Source organism: Faecalibacterium faecis (genome assembly GCF_040096475.1).
Classification (GTDB): domain Bacteria; phylum Bacillota; class Clostridia; order Oscillospirales; family Ruminococcaceae; genus Faecalibacterium; species Faecalibacterium taiwanense.
In genome coordinates, this window is the sequence record NZ_JBBMEP010000018.1 from 1 (window position 1) to 25,509 (window position 25,509).

Sequence of the window (25,509 nt, forward strand, 5' to 3'; positions counted from 1 at the left end):
ACCTCCACCGAGTTGCCCCGATTAGAACCTGAATCTAACGCGTCTGCCAATTCCGCCATATCCGCATATTCTGTTGTGTTCGTGAGCTGTGCCGCTCGGAACGATAGTTATTATACCAGATATGGCAGAATTGTCAAGCATTATTTTTAATTTTTCTCGACAAAATTTTGCTTGAAAATTGATGCATTCTGAATGGCAGCTGCAGGGCGAAATTTTTGCCAAAGTGTGATACAATAAACAGGACGCGCCGGGAGGGTGTCCTGCGCGCAGACTGAGAAAACGAGGGAAATGCAGAATGTTCAATATCATTATTTTCCTGCTGGGAGCAGGCATCATGTTCTTTATGGCTCTGCGCAGTGTGCTGGCACGGCGCAGGCTGTGCACGCAGGGGCAGAAGGTCACGGCCACGGTGGAGGGCACCGTGCAGAGCCGGGATGGCGGTGCCTATGTGCTGGCCTTTACCACCGCAGGCGGCAGCCATCGGCTGCACTACCCGAAGCCTGCGCGGGGCAAGAGCTTTGCGGTGGGGGATACCGTCACCTTATACTATGACCCCGACGACCCGGAGAAGATGTACGTGGAAGGCGACCGGGCCACGCTGGGAGCCGAGGTGCTGTACGCCGTGCTGGGTGTGGCCCTGCTGGTGCTGACCGTGGGCATTGCCCGCTGAAAGGGGAAAAGAGGATGAAACTGGAACATTTTGGCATGGCTGAGCCGGGCGACTGCCGTCTGGTATTCACAGCCGGTGCCGAGGAGCTGGCGGCAGCCGTTGCGCAGGTGCAGGCAGAGCCGGACGCGCCGCAGGAAGAGGACGGTCTGCTGACTGAGGCGGTGAATCGCACCATTCTTGGCGGCTTTTCGGCGCTGTATGAGCAGCTGGTGCGGGAGTACCATGTGGTGCCGGTGACCGACCCGGATTTTGAATTGCTGGCGGTGAACCGGGCCGAGGGCTTCCGGGCGGGTGCGCAGTTCTACGCGCTGCCGCCGCTGGAAGTGGGAGCATACACCGGTTTCGTGCAGCCCATTGAGCCGCACCCCATCCGGCAGCTGACCATTGAACTGGAGATCAACCGTCACCACGGCGACGAAGAACGTGCAGCCGATGCAGCGGGCAAGGCGGCGCTGCGGCAGCAGGTGGCCCGCGAGATCTGGGCACAGCGCTGTGCCCAGGCTGAGCAGCGGGCACGCAAGGAGCTGGTATGGCAGCTGGGCGATGCAGTGAAAGGCCCGCTGCCAAAGCAGCTGGTGGGCGGTAACTATTTTGCCGAGCAGCGCCAGTTCAACCTGAGCCTGCAGGCCAATGGCATCAACTTTGACCAGTTCCTTAAAGTGCGCGGCCAGACGGTGGAAGAGTTCCGTGCATGGCTCCACGCGCAGGCAGAGCGCAAGCTGCGCAGCTGGCTGGGGCTTCTGCTGGTGGCAGAAAAGGAGGGCCTTGCACCCACGGATGCCGAGGTGGAAGCAGCCGCTGCCCACTGGGATGCCAAGCTGGACGGCGAGCGCACCTTCCCCGCCAACGATGCACGCAAGGTGCGCCAGCGTCTGGCCCGGGAGAGGACGGAGCAGTTCATTGTGGAGCACTCTACCCTCACGCCGCCGCCCGATGAACCCATCGTGCAGAAAGTTGAAAGCAAATAATAACAAAAAGGAGCGATGCAGCGCATCGCTCCTTTTTGTTATTATTATCAGGAACTCTCAGGTCTCCACGCCCTCGAACTGGCTGTTGTAGAGCTTGGCGTAGAAGCCGTTTGCAGCAAGCAGCTCGTCGTGGCTGCCCTGCTCCACAATGTGGCCGTCCTTCATCACAAGGATCACGTCCGCCTCGCGGATGGTGGAAAGGCGGTGCGCCACAATAAAGCTGGTGCGGCCCTGCATCATGCGGGCAAAAGCTTTCTGGATACGCACCTCGGTGCGGGTATCAATGGAGGATGTTGCTTCGTCCAGGATCAGCATCGGCGGCAGGCAGAGCATCACGCGGGCAATGCACAGCAGCTGCTTCTGGCCCTGACTGATGTTGCCGCCGTCCTCGGCGATGACGGTATCGTAGCCCTCCGGCAGGCGGCGGATGAAGCTGTCTGCATGGGCGGCTTTGGCTGCTGCCACGATCTCTTCAAGGCTTGCATCCGGCTTGCCGTAGGCAATGTTTTCCCGCACGGTACCGGCCCGCAGCCATGTATCCTGCAGCACCATGCCGTAGCTGCCGCGCAGGGAAGCGCGGGTCACATCCCGGATGTCGGTGCCGGACACCTTGATGGAACCGCCGTTCACATCATAGAAGCGCATGAGCAGGTTGATGAGAGTGGTCTTGCCGCAGCCGGTAGGGCCGACGATGGCAATGCGCTGGCCGGGCTTTACGTCGAGGGAAAGGCCCTCGATCAGCGGGCGGTCGGGCAGGTAGCGGAAGGAAACATCCTCCAGCTGCACATGGCCGTCCGGCTGCAGCACGGAGGCGTTCTCGACTTCCGGCACCTGATCGTCGGCATCCAGCAGCTCGAACACGCGGGCGGCGCAGGCCAGAGCATTCTGCAGCTCCGTCACCACGCCGGAGATTTCGTTGAAGGGCTTGGTGTACTGGTTGGCGTAGCTCAAAAACACGCTCAGCTGGCCGATGGTGATGCCGCCCCGCACCGCGTACACGGCACCCACAAGGCCCACGCCTGCGTACACGATGTTATTCACAAAGCGGGTGGCGGGGTTGGTCAGGCTGGAAAAGAAGATGGCCTTCAGGCTCACGTCCTGCAGACGGCCATTCACCTCGTCAAAGGCGGTAAGGCTCTCGGCCTCGTGGCCGAAGGCCTGCACCACCTTCTGGCCCTCGATCATCTCGTTGACCAGCGCGGTCTGCTCGCCGCGCACGGTGCTCTGGCTCTGGAAGTAACCATAGCTGCGCTTGGCAAGGAAGCTTGCCACCACGAGGCTCAGCGGGGTGATGCACACCACCACCAGCGTGATGGGCACATTCTCGCTGAGCATGAACAGCAGGGTGCCGAGGATGGTCAGAACGCCGCTGAACAGCTGTGTAAAGCCCATCAGCAGGCCGTCCGCAAAGGTATCCACATCGGCCACCATGCGGCTGACGATATCGCCGGAGGGGTGGCTGTCGAGGTAGGAAAGCGGCAGGGTCTGAATTTTGCGCAGGGCTTCGTTGCGCAGGTCGCGGCTGACAAGGAAGGTGATGCGATTGTTGCACACGCTCAGCAGCCACTGCGCAAGAGCGGCCACACCGGCAACCACCAGCACCTCGATGATAATGCGCATCACACCGCCAAAATCTACGGCACCCTTGCCCAGCATCATATCAATGGCGCTGCCGCAGAGGATGGGGATATACAGCTGCGCGCCCACGCTCACAGCGGCCACCACAAGGCTGCACACCACAAACAGGGAATAAGGTTTGATTTTGCCCAGAACACGGGTCAAGGTGGCCTTGCGCTGCTGCGGGGTCAGCTTTGTTTTTGCTTTTGCACTCATTTCTGCGCATCCCCTTTCTTGAACTGGCTCTCGTAGATCTCCTCGTAGACGGGGCAGGTCTGGCGCAGCTGGTCGTGGGTGCCGATACCCACCAGATGGCCGTCGTCCAGCACCAGAATTTGATCCGCGTGCTGCAGGCTGGCGGCGCGCTGGCTCACGATGAACACGGTCAGGCTGCCGGGCAGAGCAGCCAGTGCCTTGCGCAGGGCGGCATCGGTGGCGTAGTCCAGTGCGCTGGCGCTGTCGTCAAGGATCAGAATTTCCGGCTTGCCCACAAGGGCGCGGGCGATGGTCAGGCGCTGCTTCTGTCCGCCGGACAGGTTGCGACCGCCCTGCTCCACAGGCTCGTCCAGCCCAAGGGGCTTGGCTTTGACGAACTCCGCAGCCTGTGCTGTTTCCAGTGCGGCCCACAGGTCCGCATCGGTGGCATTCTTGTTGCCCCACAGCAGGTTGGAGCGGATGGTGCCGCCAAAGAGCTGGGCCTTCTGCATGACCATGGCTGCCTTGCTGCGCAGTTCTTCGCGGGGATAGTTCCGGGCATCGCGGCCCATGATCTCCACCGTGCCGTCGGTGGCATCGTAGAAGCGGGGGATCAGGTTGACAAGGCTGGATTTGCCGCTGCCGGTACCGCCGATGACACCAATGGTCTGGCCGCGCTTTGCAGTGAAGCTGATGTCGGAAAGGCTGGGTGCACCGGCACCCGCATAGGTCAGGCTTACATGCTCAAAGCGCACAGCATCGCCGGATTTTTCGGCGGGCACCTCGCCCAGAAGCTTTTCCGGGAAGGCCATGCCGGGCGTGGTGTCCAGCACAGCCTGCACGCGGCCTGCGCAGGCCAGCGCCTTGCTCACCTGCACGATCAGGTTTGCCAGCTTGACCAGCTCCACAAGGATCTGGTTCATGTAGTTCACCAGCGCAATCACGTCGCCGGAAGCCATGCCACCCACATTGATCTCAATGCTGCCCACATATAGCAGCGCCACAATGGCAATGTTGATGAGCACATAGGTCAGCGGGTTCATCAGGGCAGAGATATGGCCTACATGGAGCTGCATCTTGGTCAGCAGGTCGTTGGCATTCTCAAAGCGCTCTACCTCGCTCTTTTCCTTATCAAAGGCGCGCACCACGCGCACGCCGGTCAGGTTTTCGCGGGTCAGGCCCAGCACCCGGTCAAGGCGATTCTGTACCGTCTTGTACAGGGGCCGGGTAGCAGCCATGATGCCGAACACCACCACGCTCAGCAGCGGGATGGTCACTACAAAGATCAGCGCTGCACGGGAATTCACCGTAAAGGCCATGACCATGGCACCGATCACCACGAACGGGCTGCGCAGGAACAGGCGTAAAAACAGGTTCAGGCCGCTCTGCACCTGATTCACGTCGCTGGTCATACGGGTGATCAGGGTGCTGGTGCCGAGGGTGTCCATCTCGGTAAAGCTCAGGGTCTGGATGTGCTCAAACAGGGCGTGGCGCAGAGCTGTGGAATAGCCCACGGCCGCCTTTGCGGAAAAATACTGTGCCGTCAGGCTGCAGGCAAGGCCGATCATGGCCAGCAGCAGCAAAATGCCGCACCGCACAAGAATATAGTGGAAGTCGTGGGCGGCAATGCCGATGTTCACGATATCCGCCATGACCAGCGGCACGAACAGGTCGAACGTGGCTTCCAGCATCTTGAAAAGGGGCGCAAGCACGCTCTCGCGCTTGTAGTCCTTCAGATAGCCTAGCATCTTGTTCAAGGCGATACTCCTTCTTTCTTGCATTATAAGGTTTATGAAATCCTACTTATTATAGCGTACAAAAACTTAAAAAGCCATAGAAAATGTTTTTATTGCAAAAGTGTGCTGAAAACCGCCGGGCAAAATGCCGAAAACGGTTGAAACCAGGGTGGGGGTATGCTACAATGATTTTAAATATTGCACAAAAGGGGAAACAGGAATGCTGATAAGTTTGGTCGTTCCGTGCTACAATGAGGAAGAATCACTTCCCATTTTTTATAAAGAGGCCAGCAAGATCGCACAGCAGATGGGAATATCCCACGGAGCAGATTTTGAGTTCATCTTTGTGGATGACGGCTCAAAAGACCGCACACTGCAGATCGCGCGGGAATTGCACCGGAAAGATGCCCGTGTGCGGTACATCTCCTTCAGCCGGAACTTTGGCAAGGAAGCAGGCATTTATGCCGGATTAAAAGCGGCAAAGGGCGATTATGTAGCAACGATGGATGCGGATCTGCAGGACCCGCCCTCGCTGCTGCCGGAAATGCTGGAGCTGCTGCTCTCCGGCGAATATGACTGTGCGGCCACCCGCCGCACCACACGCGAGGGTGAACCGCCCGTTCGCAGCTGGTTTGCCAAAAAGTTTTATCAGATCATCAATAAGCTCTCGGATACAGAGATCGTGGATGGAGCAAGAGACTTCCGCCTGATGAGCCGCAAAATGACTGATGCCGTGCTGAGCATGGCGGAATATAACCGCTTCAGCAAGGGCATTTTCAGCTGGGTCGGCTTTAAAACAAAGTGGATCGACTACAAAAACGTAGAGCGTGTGGCGGGCACAACAAAGTGGAACTTCTGGGGTCTGCTCAAATATTCGATCGAAGGCATTGTGGGCTTTTCCACAGCTCCACTGCTGATGGCGGCGGGCCTTGGCCTTGCCTTTTGCGTATTGGCGTTTGTAGGCATCATAATCGTGGTGGTGCGTGCACTGATGTTCGGCGACCCTACTTCCGGCTGGCCGAGCCTTGTCTGCATTATCCTTTTGTGCAGTGGTGTGCAGCTGCTGTGTACGGGAATTGCGGGCGAGTACCTTGCCAAAACATATCTTGAAACAAAGCACAGACCAATCTATATTGCTGCTGAGACCGAAGAAGATCTGGACGCGGAATAAGGCGTTTCAGGAAAAATGTATTTTTCACGGGGTGCCAGAAGAAGCTGATCTGGCACCCCGCTTTTTTTGAGCAGGGAAAAATGAATACATACAGATAGGCGTTGTACCCAAAGCCATTTCCTGCTATACTAAAAATTGACTAGAAACTGGAAGAATGGTGAGCAGATGGCAAAAAGACAAGACGGCGGCATCCGGCTGCGCCCGGTGGGCACCCGCAAGCATCGGCAGAACGCTCCGGCCTACAGCCCGGCGGGCACCGGCTGCCCGGCCTTTGAGCAGGCAGTGGAAAATTTATATAAAGGCCAGAACGAAGAAAGCTTCTGGACGTTGATGGGCGCTTTGAACTATGCACTGGAAATGGAGACCCATGTTCTGGTGCCGCTGCGCACGGCACTGACGGTGCACAACACGCCTGCACCGTGGACGGAGCATCCGGTGCCCACGGCAAAGGCTAAGGACCTGCAGCTGTGGACCCTGCGCAACGAGAAGGGCCGCACATGGCTGCCTATGTTCACCTCTGCAGCTGCGGCCTGCGCCGACCGCAGCACTTCTGCCCGGCCAATGGCAGATTACACCCTGCAGGATGCCATGGAGCTGGCCCTTTCCACTGAGGGGATCGACGGCGTGGTGCTGGACCCGTGGAGCCACTCGGCTACGCTGGACGGCGCTCTGCTCAACGGTTTGCTGCACGCGGGCCATACGCCGGAAGACCCCGGTGATGAGAAAGCGGATGCCGGAAAGGAAGCCGCCCGCAAGGGCAACTGGGCGCAGGCTGTGGAATGCTTTGAAAAAGCAGCCGAGCTTGGCAGCGCCATGGGACTTGCCCTGCTGGCAGACTGTATTTATAAGGGCCGCGGCACCCGCACGAACCGTGCCAAGGCCCGCCGCATGTGGAAGGAAGCAGCAGACAGCGGCGAGATCTTATCCAACATTGCACTGGGCGATGACTGCGCTGCCCGGGGCGACAATGGCCGGGCACTTTTGTATTACCGCCGTGCCCGCTCCAACGCAGCCCATATGCCGGATATCGAGTACACTCCGCAGGTGTGCCTGCGTGTGGCCCAGACCGAAACGCGCTACACCAGCCGCAAAAAGGCGCTGGCACTGGCCGCAGAAGCAAGGCAGGGCTTTGCCATCAAGGCCCGTGAGCACGAGCCGGACGCAGAGCAGTGGCTGGCCGAAGCCGACCAGCTCATCCGGGAACTGACCAGTGAACTGCCTACCCGAGCCACAGCTTACGACATGGAATCTTTACAATTGGACTAAAAAATCGTCATATCGGGACGGTAAGATATACTCGGAAATGATTTGAAGAGCTGCGCCCAAGATGCACAGCACCGGAGAGGAAACAGACAGTATGAGCAAAGTAATCGGCATCGATCTCGGCACGACCAATTCCTGCGTGGCAGTGGTGGAGGGCGGCAAGCCCGTGGTCATCACCAATGCGGAGGGTGAGCGCACCACCCCCAGCGTTGTGGCCTTCACGAAGGACGGTGAACGTCTGGTGGGCGGTGCGGCCAAGCGACAGATCGCCACAAATTCCGGGCGCACTATCTCCAGCATCAAGCGCCATATGGGCAGTGACTACCGGGTGCACATCGACGGCAAAGACCTGACCCCGCAGGAGATCAGCGCCATGATCTTGGCCAAGATCCGCCGCGATGCCGAGAGCTATCTGGGCGAGCCGGTGACCGAAGCGGTCATCACGGTGCCCGCCTACTTCGACGACAGCCAGCGCAAGGCTACGCAGGATGCAGGCCGCATTGCAGGCCTGAACGTGCTGCGCATCATCAACGAGCCTACTGCTGCCGCTGTGGCCTATGGTTTGGATAACGAAGCGGCGCAGAAGATCCTCGTCTACGACCTCGGCGGCGGCACCTTTGATGTGTCCATCATCGAGATCGAGGACGGGACCTTTACGGTGCTTGCCACCGGCGGCGACACCCATCTGGGCGGTGACGACTTCGATCAACGCATCGTGGAATATGCCGTGGCCGAGTTCAAAAAATCGGATCGCATCGACCTCTCCCGCGACCCGGCAGCTATGGGCCGGCTGAAAGAGGAAGCCGAAAAGGCAAAGAAGGAGCTTTCTGCCGCGCCGTCCGCACAGCTGAACCTGCCGTTCATTGCGGTGGGCAAGGACGGCCCTCACCACTTAGATATCTCGCTTTCCCGCCCGCAGTTCGAAATGATGACCGGCGACCTGCTGGCCCGCACAGTGGCTCCCGTGCAGAATGCGCTGCGGGATGCAGGCATTTCTGCCAGCCAGCTGGGCAAGGTGCTGCTGGTGGGCGGCAGCACCCGGATGCCTGCGGTGGAGCGTCAGGTGAAGGAGCTGCTGGGCTGCGAACCCAGCCACAGCCTGAACCCGGACGAGTGTGTTGCCATGGGTGCGGCTGTGCAGGGCGGTCTGCTGCAGGGCGGCGGCAAGCTGGCCGGTGCCACCGGCGCAGCGGCGCAGGGCCTTGTGCTGATGGATGTGACCCCGCTGACCCTCTCCATTGAGACGCTGGGCGGCGTGGCCACCCCGCTGATCACCCGCAACAGCATGATCCCCACCCGCAAGAGCCAGATCTTCACCACCGCACGGCCCATGCAGACCAGCGTGGAGATCAACGTGCTGCAGGGCGAGCGCCACTTTGCCCGCGACAACAAGAGTCTGGGCAAATTCAAGCTCACCGGCATCCGGGCAAGCTTCTCCTCCAAACCGCAGATCGAAGTTACCTTCGATATCGACGTGAACGGCGTGGTGAAGGTGTCTGCCAAAGACCTTGGCACCGGCCGGGAGCAGAACATCACCATCACCGGCAGCACCAACCTTTCGGAAAATGAGATCCAGCGCGCCATGGCAGACGCTGCCGCCTACGAGGCCGAGGACAGCCGCCGCAAGGAGCGGCTGGATCTGCACAATCAGGCCGAGGTGCTGGCCTACAAGGTGGACGAGGCTCTTTCCAAATGCAAAAAGGAGCTGGACAAGGACGAGAAGAACCGCATCAAAACCGACCTCGCCAACCTCCGCCGCTGCCTGCGCAAGGATAAGCCCGAAAAGATGAATGAAAACGAGGAAGCCAATCTCCGTCAGGCCAAGACCCAGCTGGAAGAGAGCGCAAATCATCTGATGGTGCTTTATACCAGTGAGCAGGAAACAGATGGTACGAATAATGCGCTGTAAAAGTTGCAACAAAACAGAATGATGAGAACTGTGCTCTGTGGAAAATAGAAACCACAGAGCACGTTTTTCTGCAGAAATAGTTGCAGGAGATAGGCTGACATTGTATAATACAACTGTATAGTTTTGGCTAAATTCGGGAATGATGCCTTGTTTGGGAGAAAGACATGGAAAAAACTGCGGAAAAGCTAAAGGTAAATGAGAGCCTGTTAAAAACAGTACTGTGCAGTGCTACTTTTTGGGGATTGTTGGCGCATGGTATGGTTCTGTTCAACAAATACTCATTCCATGATGATGTACGGTATTTCAATGAAGTGGGCGCTACTTACGAATCTGGACGGTGGATGCTGGGCATTCTTGGAAGTCTGAGTGCAAATTTGCTGGGTAGTAAAAACTACAGCCTGCCAGTGGTAAATGGTACGATTACGATTTTGTGCATTGCAGCAATCGTATATCTGCTGGCGGATAGTTTGAGGATCCAGTCAAAGCCTCTTGTTATTCTGCTGTGCGGAAGTATGGTGACATTTCCGTCAGTGACGGGAACATTCAGTTACATGTTTACTGCACCATACTATTATGCTGCATCCCTACTGGGAGTTGTTGGAGCATGGATTTTTCACCAGAAAAAGAATGTTGTCGCTCTATTACTCTGCACGGTTTTGATGGCTTGCTCTGTTGGTGTGTACCAGGCAAATATCCCGGTCTGCATCTGTACATTGCTGCTTTATATGATGGAAGATATCCGGCAGTCTGATATGAACTGGAAAGCGTTTTGGAAAATGGCCCTGTGTAATGCAACTGTGTGCATTGGGTTTGTTACAGAATATTTTCTAGTCAATCAATATTTTCTGAATCAGTTTGGCGTTGTTTTGACGGATTACAAAGGTATCAATCATTTTGGAAGAACAAATCTGAGCAATTATATTTATCGGATACTGTGCGGTTACGGCTCATTCTTTTATCCAAGCACTGCTGTGGAAGACTTCAGCGCAAGATATGTCTATACTTTGTTGATCATTGTTACTGCGATCATTGCCATATTTGTGCTCCGGAAAATGTATATTCTTAAGACCCCAAAAGGATGTCAAACCCTATTGATCCTAATCGCATATCCTATTGCAGCATGCTTTGTATACCTGATGGTAGAGCCTTGGGATGTTCATGCCGTAATGACTTTTGGACAGGCGTTTGCCTTTGCTTTGGTTGTATGGTTTATTGATAAATATCCCGAAGATAGAACAAAAGTAGAAGGTGCCCTATGTAAAGCCGCTGTTGCCCTATTAGGAGTACTTGTGACTCTAAATATTCGTTACAGCAATATCCTCTACCTAAAAGCAGACGTGATGCAGACACAAATGATCAGTTATTACACAACTTTGATCACGCGAATTGAAAGTATCGAAGGTTATACTGAAGATGCGCAGGTTGTTTATATCGGGGAGTATGACAAGCACGATAAAAATCTTGTTGGAATCAGCGAATATTTCGATGATTTGGATCTGGCTACATATAAAGGAGAACCTATTTTCAATGATTACGCATGGAAGGAAGCCATGGAGTTTTGGTGTGGCTTTGCACCGGAATTAGGAGATGCCGCAGAGTTTGACGGTAATGCCGAGGTAGCATCTATGCCCTGCTATCCGGATCAGGGTTCGATCCGGTGCATCAACGGAAAAATTGTTGTCAAATTTGCAGATGAGCCGTAAGAACTACGAAAAAGCAGGGAAGTTAAATGAAAAAATTATCGTTAATTATTTCAGTTTATAACGAAGAAGCCGTTCTGGAAAAGTTTTATAAAGCTTTCTGCTCCATCGAACAGAATTTGGAATACGGGGGAGGGGGATATGAGCTGATTTTTGTAAATGATGGCAGTACCGATGCCAGTATGAATATTCTGGAAGTGATTGCGCAGCAGAACAAGAATGTCCGTGTAATCAGTTTTTCGCGAAATTTTGGCCACGAGGCTGCCATGATTGCAGGCATCGATCATGCTGCGGGGGACGTGATCATTTGCATGGATGCCGACCTGCAGCACCCTCTGGAATGCATCGCCCCCATCATGGCGAAATTTGAGGAAGGCTATGAGGTTATCAGCATGGTCCGAACCTCCAACAAATCGGCAGGTGCCATCAAAAACTTTACATCCAGAGCATTCTACCGGGTGATCAACGCCTTGTCTGATCAAGTAAAACTGGAGGAAAATGCATCGGATTTCTTTGCCATCAGTAGCCGTGTGGCAGATGTTCTGCGTACAAATTACCGTGAAAAAACTCGTTTTCTGCGTGGATATGTACAAAGCGTTGGTTTCCGGAAAACAACGCTGGAATACACTGCTGCGGAAAGAGCTGGCGGTGCCAGCCACTATACGCTGAAAAAACTGATGAATTTTGCAATCAGCACCATAGTCGGTTTTTCTGATTTTCCACTGAAACTCGGCCTCTATGCCGGTGCTGTAAGTTTTCTTGCTGCTGTGCTTTTTGCTATAAGTGCACTGTGCGGCTTCCGCGAGTATAAGGTGATTCTTGCAGCATTCAATGTTTTATTTGCTGTTCTCTTTTTGCTGGTCGGAATTATGGGTGAATATTTTTCCGTTGCATTTGCAGAGCTGAAAAACCGTCCGATCTATATTGTGGAAAAGGAAATCAATTCCGGGCACTGCGTATGATACAAATAATAAAGCAACTTTATTTTCGTTATAAGGAATTGATCAACTATGTGATCGTAGGTGGTCTGACTACGGTAGTGAGTCTGGCAAGTTACTATTTTTTCACTGCAGTCTTTCTGAACCCGCAAGACCCATTTCAACTGATGACTGCCAATACGCTCTCATGGATCTGCGCAGTCTCTTTTGCTTACATCACAAACAGGAAGTTCGTTTTTGAAAGCAAAAGTGCTGATAAATTGCGCGAAATGCTGAAATTTTTCAGTGCGAGGATTTCCACTCTCCTTATCGAAATGGCCTGCATGACATTGCTGGTAAATATTCTGCACTGGAATGACCGGATCTCTAAGTTTGCGGTACAGTTCATCGTCATGGCTCTGAATTACATTTTCAGCAAGCTGTTTGTGTTCCGCATCAAAGAATAATACAGAGTAAAAGGGGCTGCTGCACATGCAACAGCCCCTTTTACTCTGTGGAAAAAGCCTTACAGCATCTTAGAAAGGAATGCTTTCAGTCTGGGATGCTTCGGATTCGTGAACAGCTCCTGCGGCGGCTCGTCCTCCTGGATCTTGCCGTCGTCGATGAAGATGACGCGGTTGGACACCTCGCGGGCGAAGCCCATTTCGTGGGTGACCACCAGCATGGTGATGCCGGTGTGGGCCAGCTCCTTCATCAGTTCCAGAACCTCGCCCACCATTTCGGGGTCGAGGGCGCTGGTGGGCTCGTCGAACAGGATCACGTCCGGGTCCATGGCAAGGGCACGGGCAATGGCAATACGCTGCTGCTGGCCGCCGGAAAGGCTCTTGGGGTAGGCATCGGCCTTGTCGGCCAGACCCACACGGGCCAGCAGCTCGTCGGCGCGCTGGGAAATGGCTTCCTTGTCCTTCAGCTTGAGCAGACTGGGGGCCAATTCCAGGTTCTTCTTCACGGTCAGGTGCGGGAACAGGTTGAAGTGCTGGAACACCATGCCCATCTTCTGGCGCACAGCGTCGATGTGGGCTTCGTCCACCTCAGTGCCCTCGAACTTCACGGAGCCGCTGGTGGGGATCTCCAGCCGGTTCAGGCAGCGCAGGAAGGTGGACTTGCCGCAGCCGGAGGGGCCGATCAGGCAGACCACATCGCCGCGGTAAATATCAATATCGATGCCCTTCAGCACGTCCAGCGTGGGGGTGGGCTGCTTTGCGCCCGGCTTTTTTTCGCCGCCGTAGGTTTTTGTCAGGCCGCGGACTTCCAGAATTTTATCGGTCACTTTGAGCAAGCCTCCTCTCAAACTTTGCCAGCAGACGGGTGAACAGCATGACCAGCACAAGGTAGATCAGTGCATCGCCCAGCAACGGGAACATGGGCTCGTAGGTGCGGTTCATGATGCCCTGTGCGGCGTACAGCAGCTCCTTGCCGCCGATGACCGTGATCAGGGAGGTATCCTTCAGCAGGACGATGAACTCGTTGCCCAGAGCAGGCAGCACCGCACGGATGGCCTGCGGGATGATGATGACCACCATGGTGGTCATGTAGTTCAAACCAAGGCTGCGGCCGGCCTCCATCTGGCCGGGGTCAACGGCCATCAGACCGCCGCGGATGATCTCCGAAACATAAGCACCGGAGTTGATGCCCAGTGCCAGCGCACCTACCATGGTAAAGTTGCGGCTGTTGGCAAAAATGACCATGCTCATGATGAGCAGCTGCACCATCATAGGCGTGCCGCGGATGATGGTGGTGTAAATTTCGCAGATGATGTTGAAGAAGCCCAGCACCGGGTTCTTGTGGCCGGGGCGCTGCTGGTCGTGTGCCACACGCACCAGAGCTACCACGCTGCCCAGCACGATGCCCAGCGCCAGCGCGAGAGCTGTGACCAGCAGGGTGGTGCCCACACCGCTGACATACTGGAGCCAGCGGTCTTTCAGGATGAACGCCTGATAAAACTTAAAGAAAAATTCCTGCCCGAAGCTGAGCTTCGTACCGCCGTTGAGCAGCTCTTTGAGCAGTTCGTATTGAGCAGCCATTCGCATCCTCACTTTCCTGTTTTGTTAGAATTTTGTAACCTTATTTTTCCAAAAAAGGGGAGGTACCCCAGTTGGGGCTGCCTCCCCGTGGTTCCGTTATCAGCCAGCTGATTATTCAGCGGTGATGTACTTGTCCACGATGGACTGCAGGGTGCCGTCAGCCTTCAGCTCTTCCAGAGCGGCGTTGACGACATCTTCCAGAGAAGAACCCTTTGCCATGCCGATGGCGTAATCCTCCTCGGCGTAGCTGGTCTCCAGCACCTTCAGGCCGGGGTTGGCAGCCACATACTCCTTGGCGGGAGCGTTGTCGATGACCACAGCGTCCACCTGACCATTGTTCAGGGCCTGCACAGCGGTCAGACCGCTGTCGTAAGCCACCACAGCGTCCTCGCCGAAATCATCGGTGCAGTAGATGTAACCGGTGGTGCCGCGCTGAGTGCCGATCTTCTTGCCCGCCAGATCATCGGGAGATGCAATGTCGGAGCCTTCGGGCACGATGATGGACTGGATGCCGGTAGCGTAGCTGTCGGAGAAGTCCATCACAGCCTTGCGCTCGTCGGTCACGGTCACACCGGCCATAACGATGTCGGCCTTGCCCTGCTGCACGCTCAGCAGCGCAGCGTCAAAGTCCATGTCGTCGATCTGCAGCTCCAGACCCAGCTTGTCGGCAATGGCCTGAGCGGTCTCCACGTCGATGCCCTCGATGTCACCGGCGTCGGTGGTCATCTCGTAGGGAGGGAAGGTGGCGTTGGTGGCCATGGTCAGCTTGCCAGCCTCAACGGTGGTCAGCTCACCGGCGGCAGCGCTGGTGGAAGCAGCCTCAGAAGAAGCGGCAGCAGAGCTTGCCACAGAGGAAGCCACGCTGGAAGAGGAACCACCGCAGGCGGTCAGAGCCAGAGCGGCAACGGACAGACCGGCAGCTGCCAGAAAGCTGCGACGAGAGATCTTTTTCATATTCAAACACTCCTCAAATGTACTGTATGTTTTTGCGGTACGCCAGAACGATGCGATTCATCGAACATCTGGCGAACGAATTTAGTATAGATTGTACAAATTGAAAAGTCAATACTTGTGCAAAAAATCTCATCAATTGAAACCGAATTGAAAACAATTATACAAAAAATGCGTTGAAGAAATGTATATATACAAATTATAGATATTTTGCGATCTCTTCTTTGCTCCGCTTTGGCACGCAGTAATCCCGGTTCTCGTCCAGATAATATTTTACGCCGGTCTCAGCCGTCAGCGGCACAATGTGAGCCTTGTGGGTCGGGTAGCCGAACGCCACCATGAATGCCAGCTTCTGCGGTTCTTCAATGCCCAGCAGTTCGGTGAGGGCAGGCTTGTTGATCGCGCCCATGATGCAGCTGCCCACGCCTTTGTCCCATGCGGCAAGGGTCATGTTGGCAAGGGCGATGCCGGTATCGGTGGCAAGGTCGCCGGGGATGGAAGTGTCCTGCACCACGGCCACATACAGGGTGGGCAGCTCGTCGGCTTTGGGCGTGCCCTGCTCCGGCGGCAGATAGGCAGCCCACTTGACCAGCGGCTGCACCTTTGCCACCGCCTCGGGCTTGTTCACCACCACCAGACGCACAGCCTGACGGTTGGCTCCGCAGGAGGACAGGCGGACGGCCTCGACGATATCATCCACCACATCCTGCGGAACAGCTTTCTGTGCAAAGCGGCGGTAGGTGCGGCGGCTGACAAGAGTATCCATAACAGACATAAAGAGCACCTCCTTTATATAAGTGTTGTCAAAAGTATAGCAGATGCGGCAGAGTCTTGCAACGCTCCGGCGCAAAAAAGCTTGCACGTTGGGCAGTGATCTTGCCTTTTGCGACGGGCTGCAATTGCATCCGACAAATGATATATGGTAAAATATGGTAGAAGAAAGGAGACGGCGCAATGGTATTGGCGGCAGGCATCGTGGGTTTTATTCTGGGGGTCAATTTGGGTTTTTTGTTTGCCGGGCTGATGCGGGCGGCAAGAGGGGAACATGAGCAGACAGAAGATGAAAACAAGACATGTTGAGAATGAATGAAAATAACGGAGAACAAAAAGGGCCGCTGTACGGGATGCTGTACAGCGGCCCTTTTTGCCGGGCTTGACGGAACTTACGATTTTCTCTTGGTCGCTCCTGTTTTTCTGCATCCGGCGGAAAAAGATGCCAAAAACCACTTGACAAACTGTTACGGGGGGGGGGGTATTATATAGGAAAAGCAGGCTCCACAAAAAAGTGATGGGGGCATGCAGAAAAGATTGTGAGGTTGATTCTTATGTCTAACATTTCTCGTCGTAAGTTCCTCAAGGGCGCAGGTGTGGCTGCTCTGGCTGTTGCTGCTGCCGGTGTTCTGGCTGGCTGCTCCGATCAGAGCACGCCCGATACGGGCAAAAAGCGCCCGATCAAACTGAAGTACATGGTGACGACCCAGGGCGAAAGCATCGTCAAGGACGTGCCCATTGAAGTTCCTGCTCTGGCTGATACCGTGACTTTTGCGACCATTAAGGAAAATGTGCCTGCCGAACTGAAGGATTATGAGTTCGACAGCACTGAGGACAAGAAGATCATTGATGGCGTTGTCGTCATTAAGATGCACAAGAAGGCAGCTGCAAAGCCTCAGAAGAAGGTTACGATTGAGTATGTTTATGGCACCGGCGCTCCCGATGACGCTAAGTTCGCCCCGACTTCTCTGAATGTTGATGTGGATGCAAAGTACCTCACTCAGGATCAGCTGGATAGTCTGGTGGATAAGAGCGGCAAGTATAGAGTTCTGAATGCTACTGAGCTGATCGGCTTCGGCGGCATGACTCAGAACGGCATCATTGAGGGCGACAAGGCAACCGTTTACATTACTGAGAAGTAAGCTGGATCGGCTTTTCATTATTTAGATTTTAAAAATTTAAAATTTAAAATTTAAGATAACAACACCAACAGGGTGGTGGCCAACAAGGCCTCCGCCCTATTGGTGTTGTTTTTTTGTTAAAATTTCACTTGACAAACAGTTACCAGGGAGGGTATTATATAGAAAAAGCAGGCTCCACAAAAAAGTGATGGGGGCATGCAGAAAAGATTGTGAGGTTGATTATTATGTCTAATATCTCTCGTCGTCAGTTCCTGAAGAGCGCAGGTGTTGCTGCTCTGGCTGCTGGTGTTCTGGTTGGCTGTGGTAATGTCCCCGGCACTGATGTGCCCGATGTTCCCGAGGTGACCAGCGTTGATCTGCGCGTCATTTTTGTGGATGAAAAGGAGAATCCTGTTGGCAATAGCGTTGACGGCGTCTACGAGACGAAGGTTCTGAAGGGTGCAAAGCGGTACGACCCGAAGCTGATTCCCGCAGAGAAGCTGCCGAAGGGCTATGAGCTGGTCAGCACTGATGAAGTTGACATTATTGCGGATAGCACTCCGATGATTGCTAAGGTTCCTGTTAAGCTGCAAGGATCCAAGCCTGCAAGCAAGAGCAAGGTGTTCCTTACTTTGATGTTCACTACTGGCGGTGTAAAGCCTCGCCGTGTGGAAGTGATCGCCAACAAGGTTTTTGATTTGAAGAGCAACCCGAATGAGATGGTTTGCTACGATGACATTAAGGACAGCCTGCTCGAAAAGTGCAAGGATATCGAGCCGGATACGACTTGGGAGAGCTATCTGAAGATCGTAGACGGCGGTTATGAGGCTACTGTTGTGATGGGCGTGGCACTCAAGGGCTAAACCGCTAAGTACAGCTGAACTGATTGCATAAACACGAAGGTGCTGGCAGGTTGAAAACAACCTGCCGGCATCTTTTTGCTTTTATATAAAATGGTTGCGGCTGTTTTTGGGGTGGCGGGTGTACCCCTTCCGTCTTGCCGCAAAGCGGCAAGAGAAACCCTCTCAGGCTCACTGCGTTCGCCAGTTCCCCCTGAGAGGAAAGACTTCCCCCGCTCCGGGGGAAGATGTCGCGCAGCGACAAAAGGGGGAATCTGGCACGCCGTCAGGCGTGACTGAGAGGGTTTTACTTCCGCTTTTTTGGCAGCGGGATGCACAATACCAGACTGATGCCGATGGCCAGCGCAACGGCTACCTTAAAGGTGCTGATGCCGTTGGAAAGGGCCAGCACATTGTTGCCCTGTATAAAATAGTAGGCGGTGTAGTAGATGCCAGCGCCGGGCACCAGCGGGAAGATGCCGGACAGCAGGAACACCGTTACCGGCATTTTGAGGGTGATGGCGAACACCCGGGTGAGCAGGGTGAGGGGGATCACCGCCAGCAGGGAGGCCGCAGCACTGTCTGCCCCCAGCATTACGGCCAGCTCGTAGACGAACCAGCCCACGGCCCCCACCAGCCCGCAGAAGAACAGGCTTTTGCGGGGGCACGCAAACAGGATGGCAAAGCACAGGGTGCCGACCCCTGCAATGAAGAACTGCGCCGCCAGCTCTCCGATCTGTGTACTGGTGAGCATCATGCGACCACCACCCCCGTAAAGAATGTATAAAGGCTCAGCACAAGGCCGGTGCCAATGGCAATGCTGGCCGCAATGAGCAGTGCATCGATCATGCGGATGGTGCCGGAAAGGTAGTCGCCTTGCACGAAATCCCGGATGCCCATGGTGAACGCGATGCCCGGCGTCAGGATCATCAGCGAACCGATGATGGCATGGCTGGCAGAGGTGCCCAGCAGGTTGCAGCCCAGAATGCACGCCAGCGTGATGAGCGCCGCACAGCTGATCTTGCAAAAGCCGCCGGGCAGCTCGTGCTGCTCACACAGCAGCAAATAGCCGCTGGCAAGAAAGCCTGCCAGTGCCGCCGCCAGTGCACTGCGCAGTGTGCCGCCGAAGATCAGCGCAAAGCAGAATGCACCGCACATGCCGCTGACCAGCTGCACCCAGTCCTTGGGGAAGGGGATGCGCCGTGCCAGCACAAGGCGGCTCTCGGCCTCGTCCAGAGTCATATTGCCCTCGGCGATCTCGCGGGAGAGGGCGTTCACCGCCGCCACCCGGCTCAGATGGGTGGTACGGCTGGGCACGTTGCGCACCTCGCTGATCTCGGCGGTGCCCGCACTGGCAAAGATGCCGTTGGTCAGCACATAAACGTGGAACTCCCGCAGGTGGAATGACCGGGCCATGATCTCCATGGTCTGCTCCACCCGGAACACCTCGGCACCGTTTTCCAGCAATGTCTGGCCCGCCGCCATGATAAAATCCATGATGCGGCGGCGCAGTTCTTCATCCGGGAAAACCTCGCGGCTGTTCATTGCCGCACCTCCTTTATAAATAATGCTGTCTTATTCTACCATGTCCGCGGCTGGCGCACAAGATAAAAAAACGCAATTTCCTACTAAAAAACTTCGTTGTAGGTGTTGACAAATCCGGTCGATTGGATTATTATAAATGCAATATCACAAAAATGGCTGTGAAGAGAAGAGTAGGCCTTCGCATTGATCCTTACCAGAAAGCCCGGGCGATGGAAAAGGGCAGGAAACAGGAAGCTGAAAATGGTCTCGGAGCTGTGCGGGCGAGGTGCATGAGCGCTAAGTTTGCAACGGGATGCGCCCGTTACAGCGTCCGGCTGTAAGCAGCAAAGCTGCCGCAGCATTGAGGCTGTGCCCGCAAGGGTGCGGTAAACCAAGGTGGTACCACGGAAGTATGTTATGCTCCCGTCCTTGTCTGAGCGTTGGCTCAAGGTCAAGGACGGGAGCTTTTTTCATGCATCCGTCAAAGGCCCTTAGCACGGAACTGTGCCGTGCGGGCCGCTGTACATTATAATAAGCAAATAGAGAGGGAACAAAACTATGATTACTCGTCGTGATTTTCTGAAAGTTACCGGAGCTGCAGCTGCTGCAGCTGCCCTGACCGCATGCGGCGGTTCTTCTTCCACCGCATCTTCCGCTGCTTCCGGCACTGCTTCTTCCGCAGCTTCTTCTGCTGTGGCTAAGCTGGACAAGGTGAAGGTGGCTGTGCCCAACGACACCACCAACGAGGCACGCGCCCTGACCCTGCTGGAGAAGAACGGCTTCTTTAAGCTGAAGGCTGATGCAGGCCTGACCGCAACCGCAAAGGACATCGAGGAGAACCCTCTGAATGTTTCCGTTGATGAGGTCGAGGCTGCTCAGGTGCCCAACGTCCTGCAGGACGAGGACTACGCCGTCATCAACTCCAACTACGCCATCTCCGCTGGTCTGGACCCCATGACCGATGCTCTGGCAATGGAGGACGGCACCTCTGCTTACGTCAACATTCTGGTCTGCAAGGACGGCAATCAGGAAGAGCCGAAGATCAAGGCTCTGGCCGCTGCTCTGCAGAGCCAGAAGGTGAAGGACTTCATGGATGAAAACTACAAGGGCGCTGTGGTGTCCGTTGTGGAGAACCCCACCGACGGCTATGATTCCTCCATCGACTACGATGCACTGAACGGCGAGACCGTCAGCTGCGCTGCTACTCCGGCTCCTCACTGCGAGGTTCTGGAGATCTGCAAGGACATTCTGGCCGAAAAGGGCATCACGCTGGATATTCAGGAGTACGACGACTACATCATTCCCAACAACATCGTTGAGGACGGCCAGTGCGATACCAACTATTTCCAGCATCAGCCGTATCTGGACGACTTCAATGCAGAGCACGGCACCCATCTGGTGACGGTTGCCGGCATCCACGTGGAGCCTATGGGCATCTACGGCGGCAAGCAGGACAGTCTGGCACCGATCGAGGGTTAAGCAAACTCCCCCAGTCACCTTGCGGTGACAGCCCCCTCGGGGAGGGGGCCTTTGCCTGACCGTTCTGTTTCAGGCTCCCTCCATGAGGGAGTTGGCAAACCCGCAAGGGTTTGACTGAAGGAGTTTATTCAACAGCAAGGAGCAATTTCTGTGATCGAGATCAAACATCTTTCCAAGACCTTCCAGATGAAGGACGGCGCGGTGAATGCGCTGAAGGACATCAACCTCACCATCCCGGATGGTTCCATTTATGGCATCATCGGCATGTCCGGTGCGGGCAAATCCACGCTGGTGCGCTGCATCAACCTGCTGGAACGCCCCACCGAGGGCAGCGTTGTGATCGACGGCACTGCTATGGAGACTTTAAACGCAGCCCAGCTGCGTGAGCGCCGCCGCGATATCACTATGATCTTCCAGCAGTTCAACCTGCTGATGCAGCGCAGCTGCCTGAAGAACATCTGCTTCCCCATGGAGCTGGCCGGTGTAAAAAAGGCGGATGCCGAAAAGCGTGCCAGAGAGCTGCTGGAAGTGGTGGGCCTGCCCGATAAGGCCAACGCCTACCCGGCACAGCTGTCCGGCGGCCAGAAGCAGCGCATTGCCATTGCCCGCGCACTGGCAACGGACCCCAAAGTTCTGCTCTGCGATGAAGCCACCAGCGCACTGGACCCCAACACCACCCATGCTATCCTGACCCTGATCAAGGACATCAACAAGAAGCTGGGCATCACGGTGGTGGTCATCACCCATCAGATGAGCGTTGTGGAAGAGATCTGCGATCACGTTGCCATTCTGGATGGCGGCGTTGTGGTGGAGGAGGGCTCCGTGCAGGAGATCTTCTCGAACCCCAAAACGCCCGCAGCAAGGCGTCTGGTGGCCCCCAATGGCGGCAGCGCTGCGCGGGACCTTTCCAGCTTTGCCCCGGACGACCATGTGGTGCGCGTCACCTTCAACGGTTCGTCCACGGCAAAGCCGCTGGTGGCAAGCCTTGCCGCAGAAAAAGGCATTCTGGTGTCGGTGCTCAGCGCCGACACCCGTGATCTGAGCGGCCAGTGCTACGGCTCCATGCTGCTCAAGCTGCCCACTGATGTGGAGCAGGCAAAGCAGGCTGCGGCCTATATGCGCGCCCAGCCCGGCATTACGGTAGAGGAGGTGACCGGCGAATGAGTATTGCAGATTACGGCTTTGCCATCTGGGAGACCTTTTACGTGACGGTCCTTTCCACCGCGTTTGCGCTGGTGCTGGGCCTGCCGCTGGGTGTGCTGCTGGTGGCCGGTGATAAGGACGGCATTCTGCCGCTGCCCGGCTGGCTGATGCACATTCTCAACATTGTTATCAACATCCTGCGCAGTGTTCCGTTCCTGATCCTGATGATCTGTGTATTCCCGCTTACCCGTGCCATCGTGGGTACCACAGTGGGTACCAAAGCCACCATCGTTCCGCTGGTGGTGGCAGCCTTCCCGTTCGTGGCGCGTCTGGTGGAGACCAGCCTGCGCGAGCTGGACGAGGGCGTGGTGGAAGCCGCCCAGAGCATGGGCGCAACGCCGTTCCAGATCATTACCAAGGTGATGATCCCGGAATGCCTGCCCGGCCTGATCTCCAGCATGACCACCGCACTGACCACCATTCTGGGCTACTCGGCCATGTCCGGTGTCATTGGCGGCGGCGGTCTGGGCAAGATCGCTTTGTCCTACGGCTATTACCGCTACCAGACCGATATCATGATCGTGTGTGTCATTTTGCTGGTGCTGATGGTTCAGGTGTTCCAGACTTTGGGCACTGCTTGGGCCACCAGAAGCGATAAGCGGCTGCGGAAGTAACTCCTTCAGTCGCACTTCGTGCGCCAGCTCCCCCGGAGAGGGAGCCTCTGGCGAAGAGGAAAACTTTCCGGTATTGCCAAAGCCGAAAGGCTTTGACGGAAGGAGTCCTCTCCTCATTTTGCCCCCGAACGGGAACTAAAATTTAACGTTTCAATTCCCCGCCGGAGGCTGCAACACTCCTGCGGGGAATTGTGCTATATGGACAAACCCAGTAAAGGAGTATGTAGTATGAATCGCGATACCATCTGCGTGCAGGGCGGTTACACCCCCGGCAACGGCGAACCCCGCCAGATCCCCATTATCCAGTCCACCACCTTCAAGTATGCCACCAGCGAGGATATGGGCAAGCTGTTCGATCTGGAAGCTGACGGCTACTTCTATTCCCGTCTGCAGAACCCCACCTGCGACCTTGTGGCTAAGAAGATCTGTGAGCTGGAAGGCGGCACGGCCGCAATGCTGACCAGCAGCGGTCAGGCTGCAAACTTCTTTGCCCTGTTCAACCTCTGCGAAGCAGGCGACCATATCGTGGCATCCAGTACCATCTACGGCGGCACCTTCAACCTGATCTCCGTCACCATGAAGAAAATGGGCATTGAAGCCACCTTTGTGGACCCGCTGTGCACCGAGGAAGAATTGAACGCCGCATTCCAGCCCAACACCAAGGTGGTGTTCGGCGAGACCATCGCAAACCCGGCCCTGACCGTGCTGGACATTGAGAAGTTTGCCAAGGCTGCTCACGCCCACGGTGTGCCGCTGATCGTGGACAACACCTTCCCCACGCCGGTCAACTGCCGCCCCTTTGAGTGGGGTGCGGATATCGTGACCCACTCCACCACCAAGTACATGGACGGTCATGGCGCGGTGCTGGGCGGTGCCATCGTGGACGGCGGCAAGTTCGACTGGATGGCCCATGCCGAGAAGTTCCCCGGCCTGTGCACCCCGGACGACAGCTACCACGGCATCACCTACGCCGAGCGTTTCGGCAAAGAGGGTGCCTTTATCACCAAGGCTACCGCGCAGCTGATGCGTGACTTTGGCTCCATGCAGTCGCCCATGAACGCCTACATGCTGAACCTCGGTCTGGAAAGCCTGCATGTGCGGATGCAGCGCCACTGCGCCAACGGCATGGCCGTGGCAGAGTTCCTTGAGAGCCATCCCAAGGTGGCCTACGTGAACTACTGCGGCCTGGAGTCCAGCCCGTACCATGCACTGGCTGAAAAATACTTGCCGAACGGCAGCTGCGGCGTGGTCAGCTTTGGTCTGGCCGGCGGCCGTGAGGCTGCAAGCATCTTTATGAAGAACCTGAAGCTGGCAGCCATCGAAACCCATGTGGCCGATGCCCGCACCTGCTGCCTGAACCCTGCATCCAGTACCCACCGCCAGATGAACGATGAGCAGCTGAAAGCCGCCGGTGTGCCCGCAGAGCTGGTGCGCATGAGCTGCGGCTTGGAAAGCAGCGAAGACCTCATCGCAGATATTGCACAGGCGCTGGATAAGATCTAAAAGGTGAGTTCAGCAGCATCTATCGGTTCCGGCCCTTCTCGTAAAAATGCGTTTGGAGCGCCCCGCAGGGCGCGACAAACGCAAAATATAAAAAATAAATTCCGCTGAAGATAGCCAGAGCGTCAGCGGAGGCTATTCTAAATCGTTAGGAGTACGAACTATGCCGCTGATCATCCCCAAGACCCTGCCTGCTTACGATGCCCTCTACAACGAAAATATCTTCGTCATGCATCGTGAGCGCGCCCTTGCCCAGCACATCCGCCCGCTGGAGATCCTGATCCTGAACCTGATGCCCACCAAGATCACCACCGAGACCCAGATCGCCCGTCTGTTGGCAAATACCCCGCTGCAGGTGCACATGACCCTGCTGCAGACGGCCAGCCATGCGGCGACCCATGTTTCGGCGGCACATCTCGAATCGTTCTATAAGAATTTCAACGAGGTGAGGAACAACCGCTACGATGGCATGATCATCACCGGCGCACCGGTGGAGACCATGGACTTTGAGCAGGTGGATTACTGGCCGGAGCTGTGCGAGATCATGGACTTCAGCGAGACGAATGTCTACTCCACCCTGCATGTGTGCTGGGGTGCACAGGCTGGCCTGTACTACCACTACGGCGTGCACAAGCAGCTGCTGCCGGAAAAGATGTTCGGCGTGTTCGAGCACCGGGTCACCCGCCCGTCGAACCCTTTGGTGCGCGGCTTTGACGAGGTGTTCTATGCGCCCCACAGCCGCCACACCGGCATCAGCCGCGAGGATGTGGACAACTGTAAGGCTTTGCGCATCCTTGCCGAGAGCGATGCGGCCGGGCCCTTCCTCATGAGCACCGAGAACGGACGACAGATCTTTGTCACCGGCCACCCGGAGTACGACAAGTACACACTGGATTCAGAGTACCGCCGCGATGTGGATAAGGGCCTGCCCATCCATGTGCCGGTGAATTACTACCCGGACGATGATCCCACAAAGCCGCCGCTGTTCCGCTGGCGTGCCCACGCCCACCTGCTGTATGAGAACTGGCTGAACTACTATGTCTACCAGAACACCCCCTATGATCTGGGCGAGATCCAGCGCGTAAAGCACGAATAAATGCACAAAAACCGGTATTGCGTCAAAATTGCGCGATACCGGTTTTTATGTTATACTGTTCCTGCGGCCCTTCTCCATTCCCCTAACCGCGGAAAGGAGGTGAACCCCTTGGAAACTCTCTCTACATTTATCCAAACCGTTGCCGCGCAGGTAGTTGCCTACTATCTGTGTACATGGATCGACGGTAAGATCGGCAAGGGCAGCAAACACTAAAAGAAGC

General features: G+C 55.8%; 24 protein-coding genes. 16 read left to right on the top strand and 8 right to left on the bottom strand.

What is annotated here, in order from left to right; translation table 11 throughout:
* Positions 1-295: 295 nt before the first annotated feature.
* Together WMO17_RS09870 and WMO17_RS09875 are read left to right on the top strand one after the other, a co-directional pair.
* Positions 296-670: a DUF3592 domain-containing protein gene (locus WMO17_RS09870; protein ID WP_223388133.1), complete on the top strand. Its 375-nt coding sequence runs from the start codon at positions 296-298 to the stop codon at positions 668-670.
* 14 nt (positions 671-684) lie between these two features.
* Positions 685-1,638, top strand: a complete 954-nt coding sequence (locus tag WMO17_RS09875; RefSeq protein ID WP_349137986.1) for a trigger factor — start codon at positions 685-687, stop codon at positions 1,636-1,638.
* 57 nt (positions 1,639-1,695) lie between these two features.
* On the opposite strand, the gene WMO17_RS09880 is transcribed toward WMO17_RS09875, so the two are convergent.
* Positions 1,696-3,471, bottom strand: a complete 1,776-nt coding sequence (locus tag WMO17_RS09880; RefSeq protein ID WP_349137987.1) for an ABC transporter ATP-binding protein — start codon at positions 3,469-3,471, stop codon at positions 1,696-1,698.
* Complete coding sequence (locus tag WMO17_RS09885) at positions 3,468-5,207, bottom strand: ABC transporter ATP-binding protein (RefSeq protein WP_349137988.1); 1,740 nt, start codon at positions 5,205-5,207, stop codon at positions 3,468-3,470. Before WMO17_RS09885 ends, WMO17_RS09880 begins: the two co-directional genes overlap by 4 nt.
* A 199-nt stretch (positions 5,208-5,406) precedes the next feature.
* Between WMO17_RS09885 and WMO17_RS09890 the strand changes: the two genes are divergently transcribed.
* From WMO17_RS09890 to WMO17_RS09915, 6 genes are all read left to right on the top strand, one after another.
* Positions 5,407-6,357, top strand: a complete 951-nt coding sequence (locus tag WMO17_RS09890) for a glycosyltransferase family 2 protein (protein ID WP_154261095.1) — start codon at positions 5,407-5,409, stop codon at positions 6,355-6,357.
* A gap of 165 nt (positions 6,358-6,522) precedes the next feature.
* A complete protein-coding gene (locus WMO17_RS09895) occupies positions 6,523-7,623 on the top strand; it encodes an SseB family protein (RefSeq protein WP_349137989.1) in 1,101 nt (366 codons plus the stop codon).
* Between the two features lie 91 nt (positions 7,624-7,714).
* Positions 7,715-9,529 (top strand): molecular chaperone DnaK, encoded by a 1,815-nt coding sequence (gene dnaK, locus WMO17_RS09900; RefSeq protein WP_337679557.1) that lies wholly within the window; start codon positions 7,715-7,717, stop codon positions 9,527-9,529.
* Positions 9,530-9,693: 164 nt separating this feature from the next.
* Positions 9,694-11,232, top strand: coding sequence for a glucosyltransferase domain-containing protein (locus tag WMO17_RS09905; RefSeq protein ID WP_337679555.1), 1,539 nt, complete (start codon positions 9,694-9,696; stop codon positions 11,230-11,232).
* A 26-nt stretch (positions 11,233-11,258) separates the two neighbouring features.
* Positions 11,259-12,191 (top strand): glycosyltransferase family 2 protein, encoded by a 933-nt coding sequence (locus WMO17_RS09910; RefSeq protein ID WP_349137990.1) that lies wholly within the window; start codon positions 11,259-11,261, stop codon positions 12,189-12,191.
* A gap of 50 nt (positions 12,192-12,241) precedes the next feature.
* Entirely contained in the window at positions 12,242-12,613 is a 372-nt protein-coding gene (locus tag WMO17_RS09915; protein ID WP_349137991.1) for a GtrA family protein, read from the top strand.
* Positions 12,614-12,672: 59 nt separating this feature from the next.
* Here the strand turns inward: WMO17_RS09915 and WMO17_RS09920 are convergent, their stop codons facing one another.
* From WMO17_RS09920 to WMO17_RS09935, 4 genes are all read right to left on the bottom strand, one after another.
* The gene (locus WMO17_RS09920) at positions 12,673-13,437 is read right to left on the bottom strand and encodes an amino acid ABC transporter ATP-binding protein (RefSeq protein ID WP_337679549.1); all 765 of its coding nucleotides are present in this window, start codon (positions 13,435-13,437) and stop codon (positions 12,673-12,675) included.
* Entirely contained in the window at positions 13,427-14,191 is a 765-nt protein-coding gene (locus WMO17_RS09925) for an amino acid ABC transporter permease (RefSeq protein ID WP_154255872.1), read from the bottom strand. The genes WMO17_RS09920 and WMO17_RS09925 overlap by 11 nt, the downstream gene beginning before the upstream one ends.
* 111 nt (positions 14,192-14,302) lie before the next feature.
* Complete coding sequence (locus tag WMO17_RS09930; RefSeq protein WP_337679547.1) at positions 14,303-15,145, bottom strand: amino acid ABC transporter substrate-binding protein; 843 nt, start codon at positions 15,143-15,145, stop codon at positions 14,303-14,305.
* A gap of 196 nt (positions 15,146-15,341) precedes the next feature.
* Positions 15,342-15,917, bottom strand: coding sequence for a nitroreductase family protein (locus WMO17_RS09935; RefSeq protein WP_207699133.1), 576 nt, complete (start codon positions 15,915-15,917; stop codon positions 15,342-15,344).
* Between the two features lie 179 nt (positions 15,918-16,096).
* On the opposite strand from WMO17_RS09935, the gene WMO17_RS09940 reads away from it, so the two are divergent.
* From WMO17_RS09940 to WMO17_RS09950, 3 genes are all read left to right on the top strand, one after another.
* Positions 16,097-16,222, top strand: a complete 126-nt coding sequence (locus WMO17_RS09940) for a hypothetical protein (RefSeq protein ID WP_263287027.1) — start codon at positions 16,097-16,099, stop codon at positions 16,220-16,222.
* A gap of 245 nt (positions 16,223-16,467) precedes the next feature.
* Entirely contained in the window at positions 16,468-17,055 is a 588-nt protein-coding gene (locus tag WMO17_RS09945; RefSeq protein ID WP_349137992.1) for a twin-arginine translocation signal domain-containing protein, read from the top strand.
* A 224-nt stretch (positions 17,056-17,279) separates the two neighbouring features.
* Positions 17,280-17,897 (top strand): twin-arginine translocation signal domain-containing protein, encoded by a 618-nt coding sequence (locus WMO17_RS09950; protein ID WP_349137993.1) that lies wholly within the window; start codon positions 17,280-17,282, stop codon positions 17,895-17,897.
* 283 nt (positions 17,898-18,180) lie between these two features.
* On the opposite strand, the gene WMO17_RS09955 is transcribed toward WMO17_RS09950, so the two are convergent.
* Positions 18,181-18,630, bottom strand: a complete 450-nt coding sequence (locus tag WMO17_RS09955; RefSeq protein WP_349137994.1) for a threonine/serine exporter family protein — start codon at positions 18,628-18,630, stop codon at positions 18,181-18,183.
* On the bottom strand, positions 18,627-19,418 hold the full coding sequence (locus WMO17_RS09960) for a threonine/serine exporter family protein (RefSeq protein ID WP_349137995.1): 792 nt from the start codon (positions 19,416-19,418) through the stop codon (positions 18,627-18,629). Before WMO17_RS09960 ends, WMO17_RS09955 begins: the two co-directional genes overlap by 4 nt.
* A gap of 537 nt (positions 19,419-19,955) precedes the next feature.
* Here WMO17_RS09960 and WMO17_RS09965 point away from each other — a divergent pair.
* From WMO17_RS09965 to metA, 5 genes are all read left to right on the top strand, one after another.
* Positions 19,956-20,876 carry a MetQ/NlpA family ABC transporter substrate-binding protein gene (locus tag WMO17_RS09965; RefSeq protein ID WP_097773984.1) on the top strand — a complete coding sequence of 307 codons (921 nt, stop codon included), beginning with the start codon at positions 19,956-19,958 and terminating at the stop codon, positions 20,874-20,876.
* Positions 20,877-21,026: 150 nt separating this feature from the next.
* The gene (locus WMO17_RS09970) at positions 21,027-22,040 is read left to right on the top strand and encodes a methionine ABC transporter ATP-binding protein (protein WP_097773983.1); all 1,014 of its coding nucleotides are present in this window, start codon (positions 21,027-21,029) and stop codon (positions 22,038-22,040) included.
* On the top strand, positions 22,037-22,693 hold the full coding sequence (locus WMO17_RS09975; protein ID WP_097773982.1) for a methionine ABC transporter permease: 657 nt from the start codon (positions 22,037-22,039) through the stop codon (positions 22,691-22,693). The genes WMO17_RS09970 and WMO17_RS09975 overlap by 4 nt, the downstream gene beginning before the upstream one ends.
* A gap of 228 nt (positions 22,694-22,921) precedes the next feature.
* A complete protein-coding gene (locus tag WMO17_RS09980) occupies positions 22,922-24,196 on the top strand; it encodes an O-acetylhomoserine aminocarboxypropyltransferase/cysteine synthase family protein (RefSeq protein WP_005946495.1) in 1,275 nt (424 codons plus the stop codon).
* A 160-nt stretch (positions 24,197-24,356) separates the two neighbouring features.
* Positions 24,357-25,289 carry a homoserine O-acetyltransferase MetA gene (gene metA / locus WMO17_RS09985; RefSeq protein ID WP_337679532.1) on the top strand — a complete coding sequence of 311 codons (933 nt, stop codon included), beginning with the start codon at positions 24,357-24,359 and terminating at the stop codon, positions 25,287-25,289.
* Positions 25,290-25,509 lie beyond the last annotated feature (220 nt).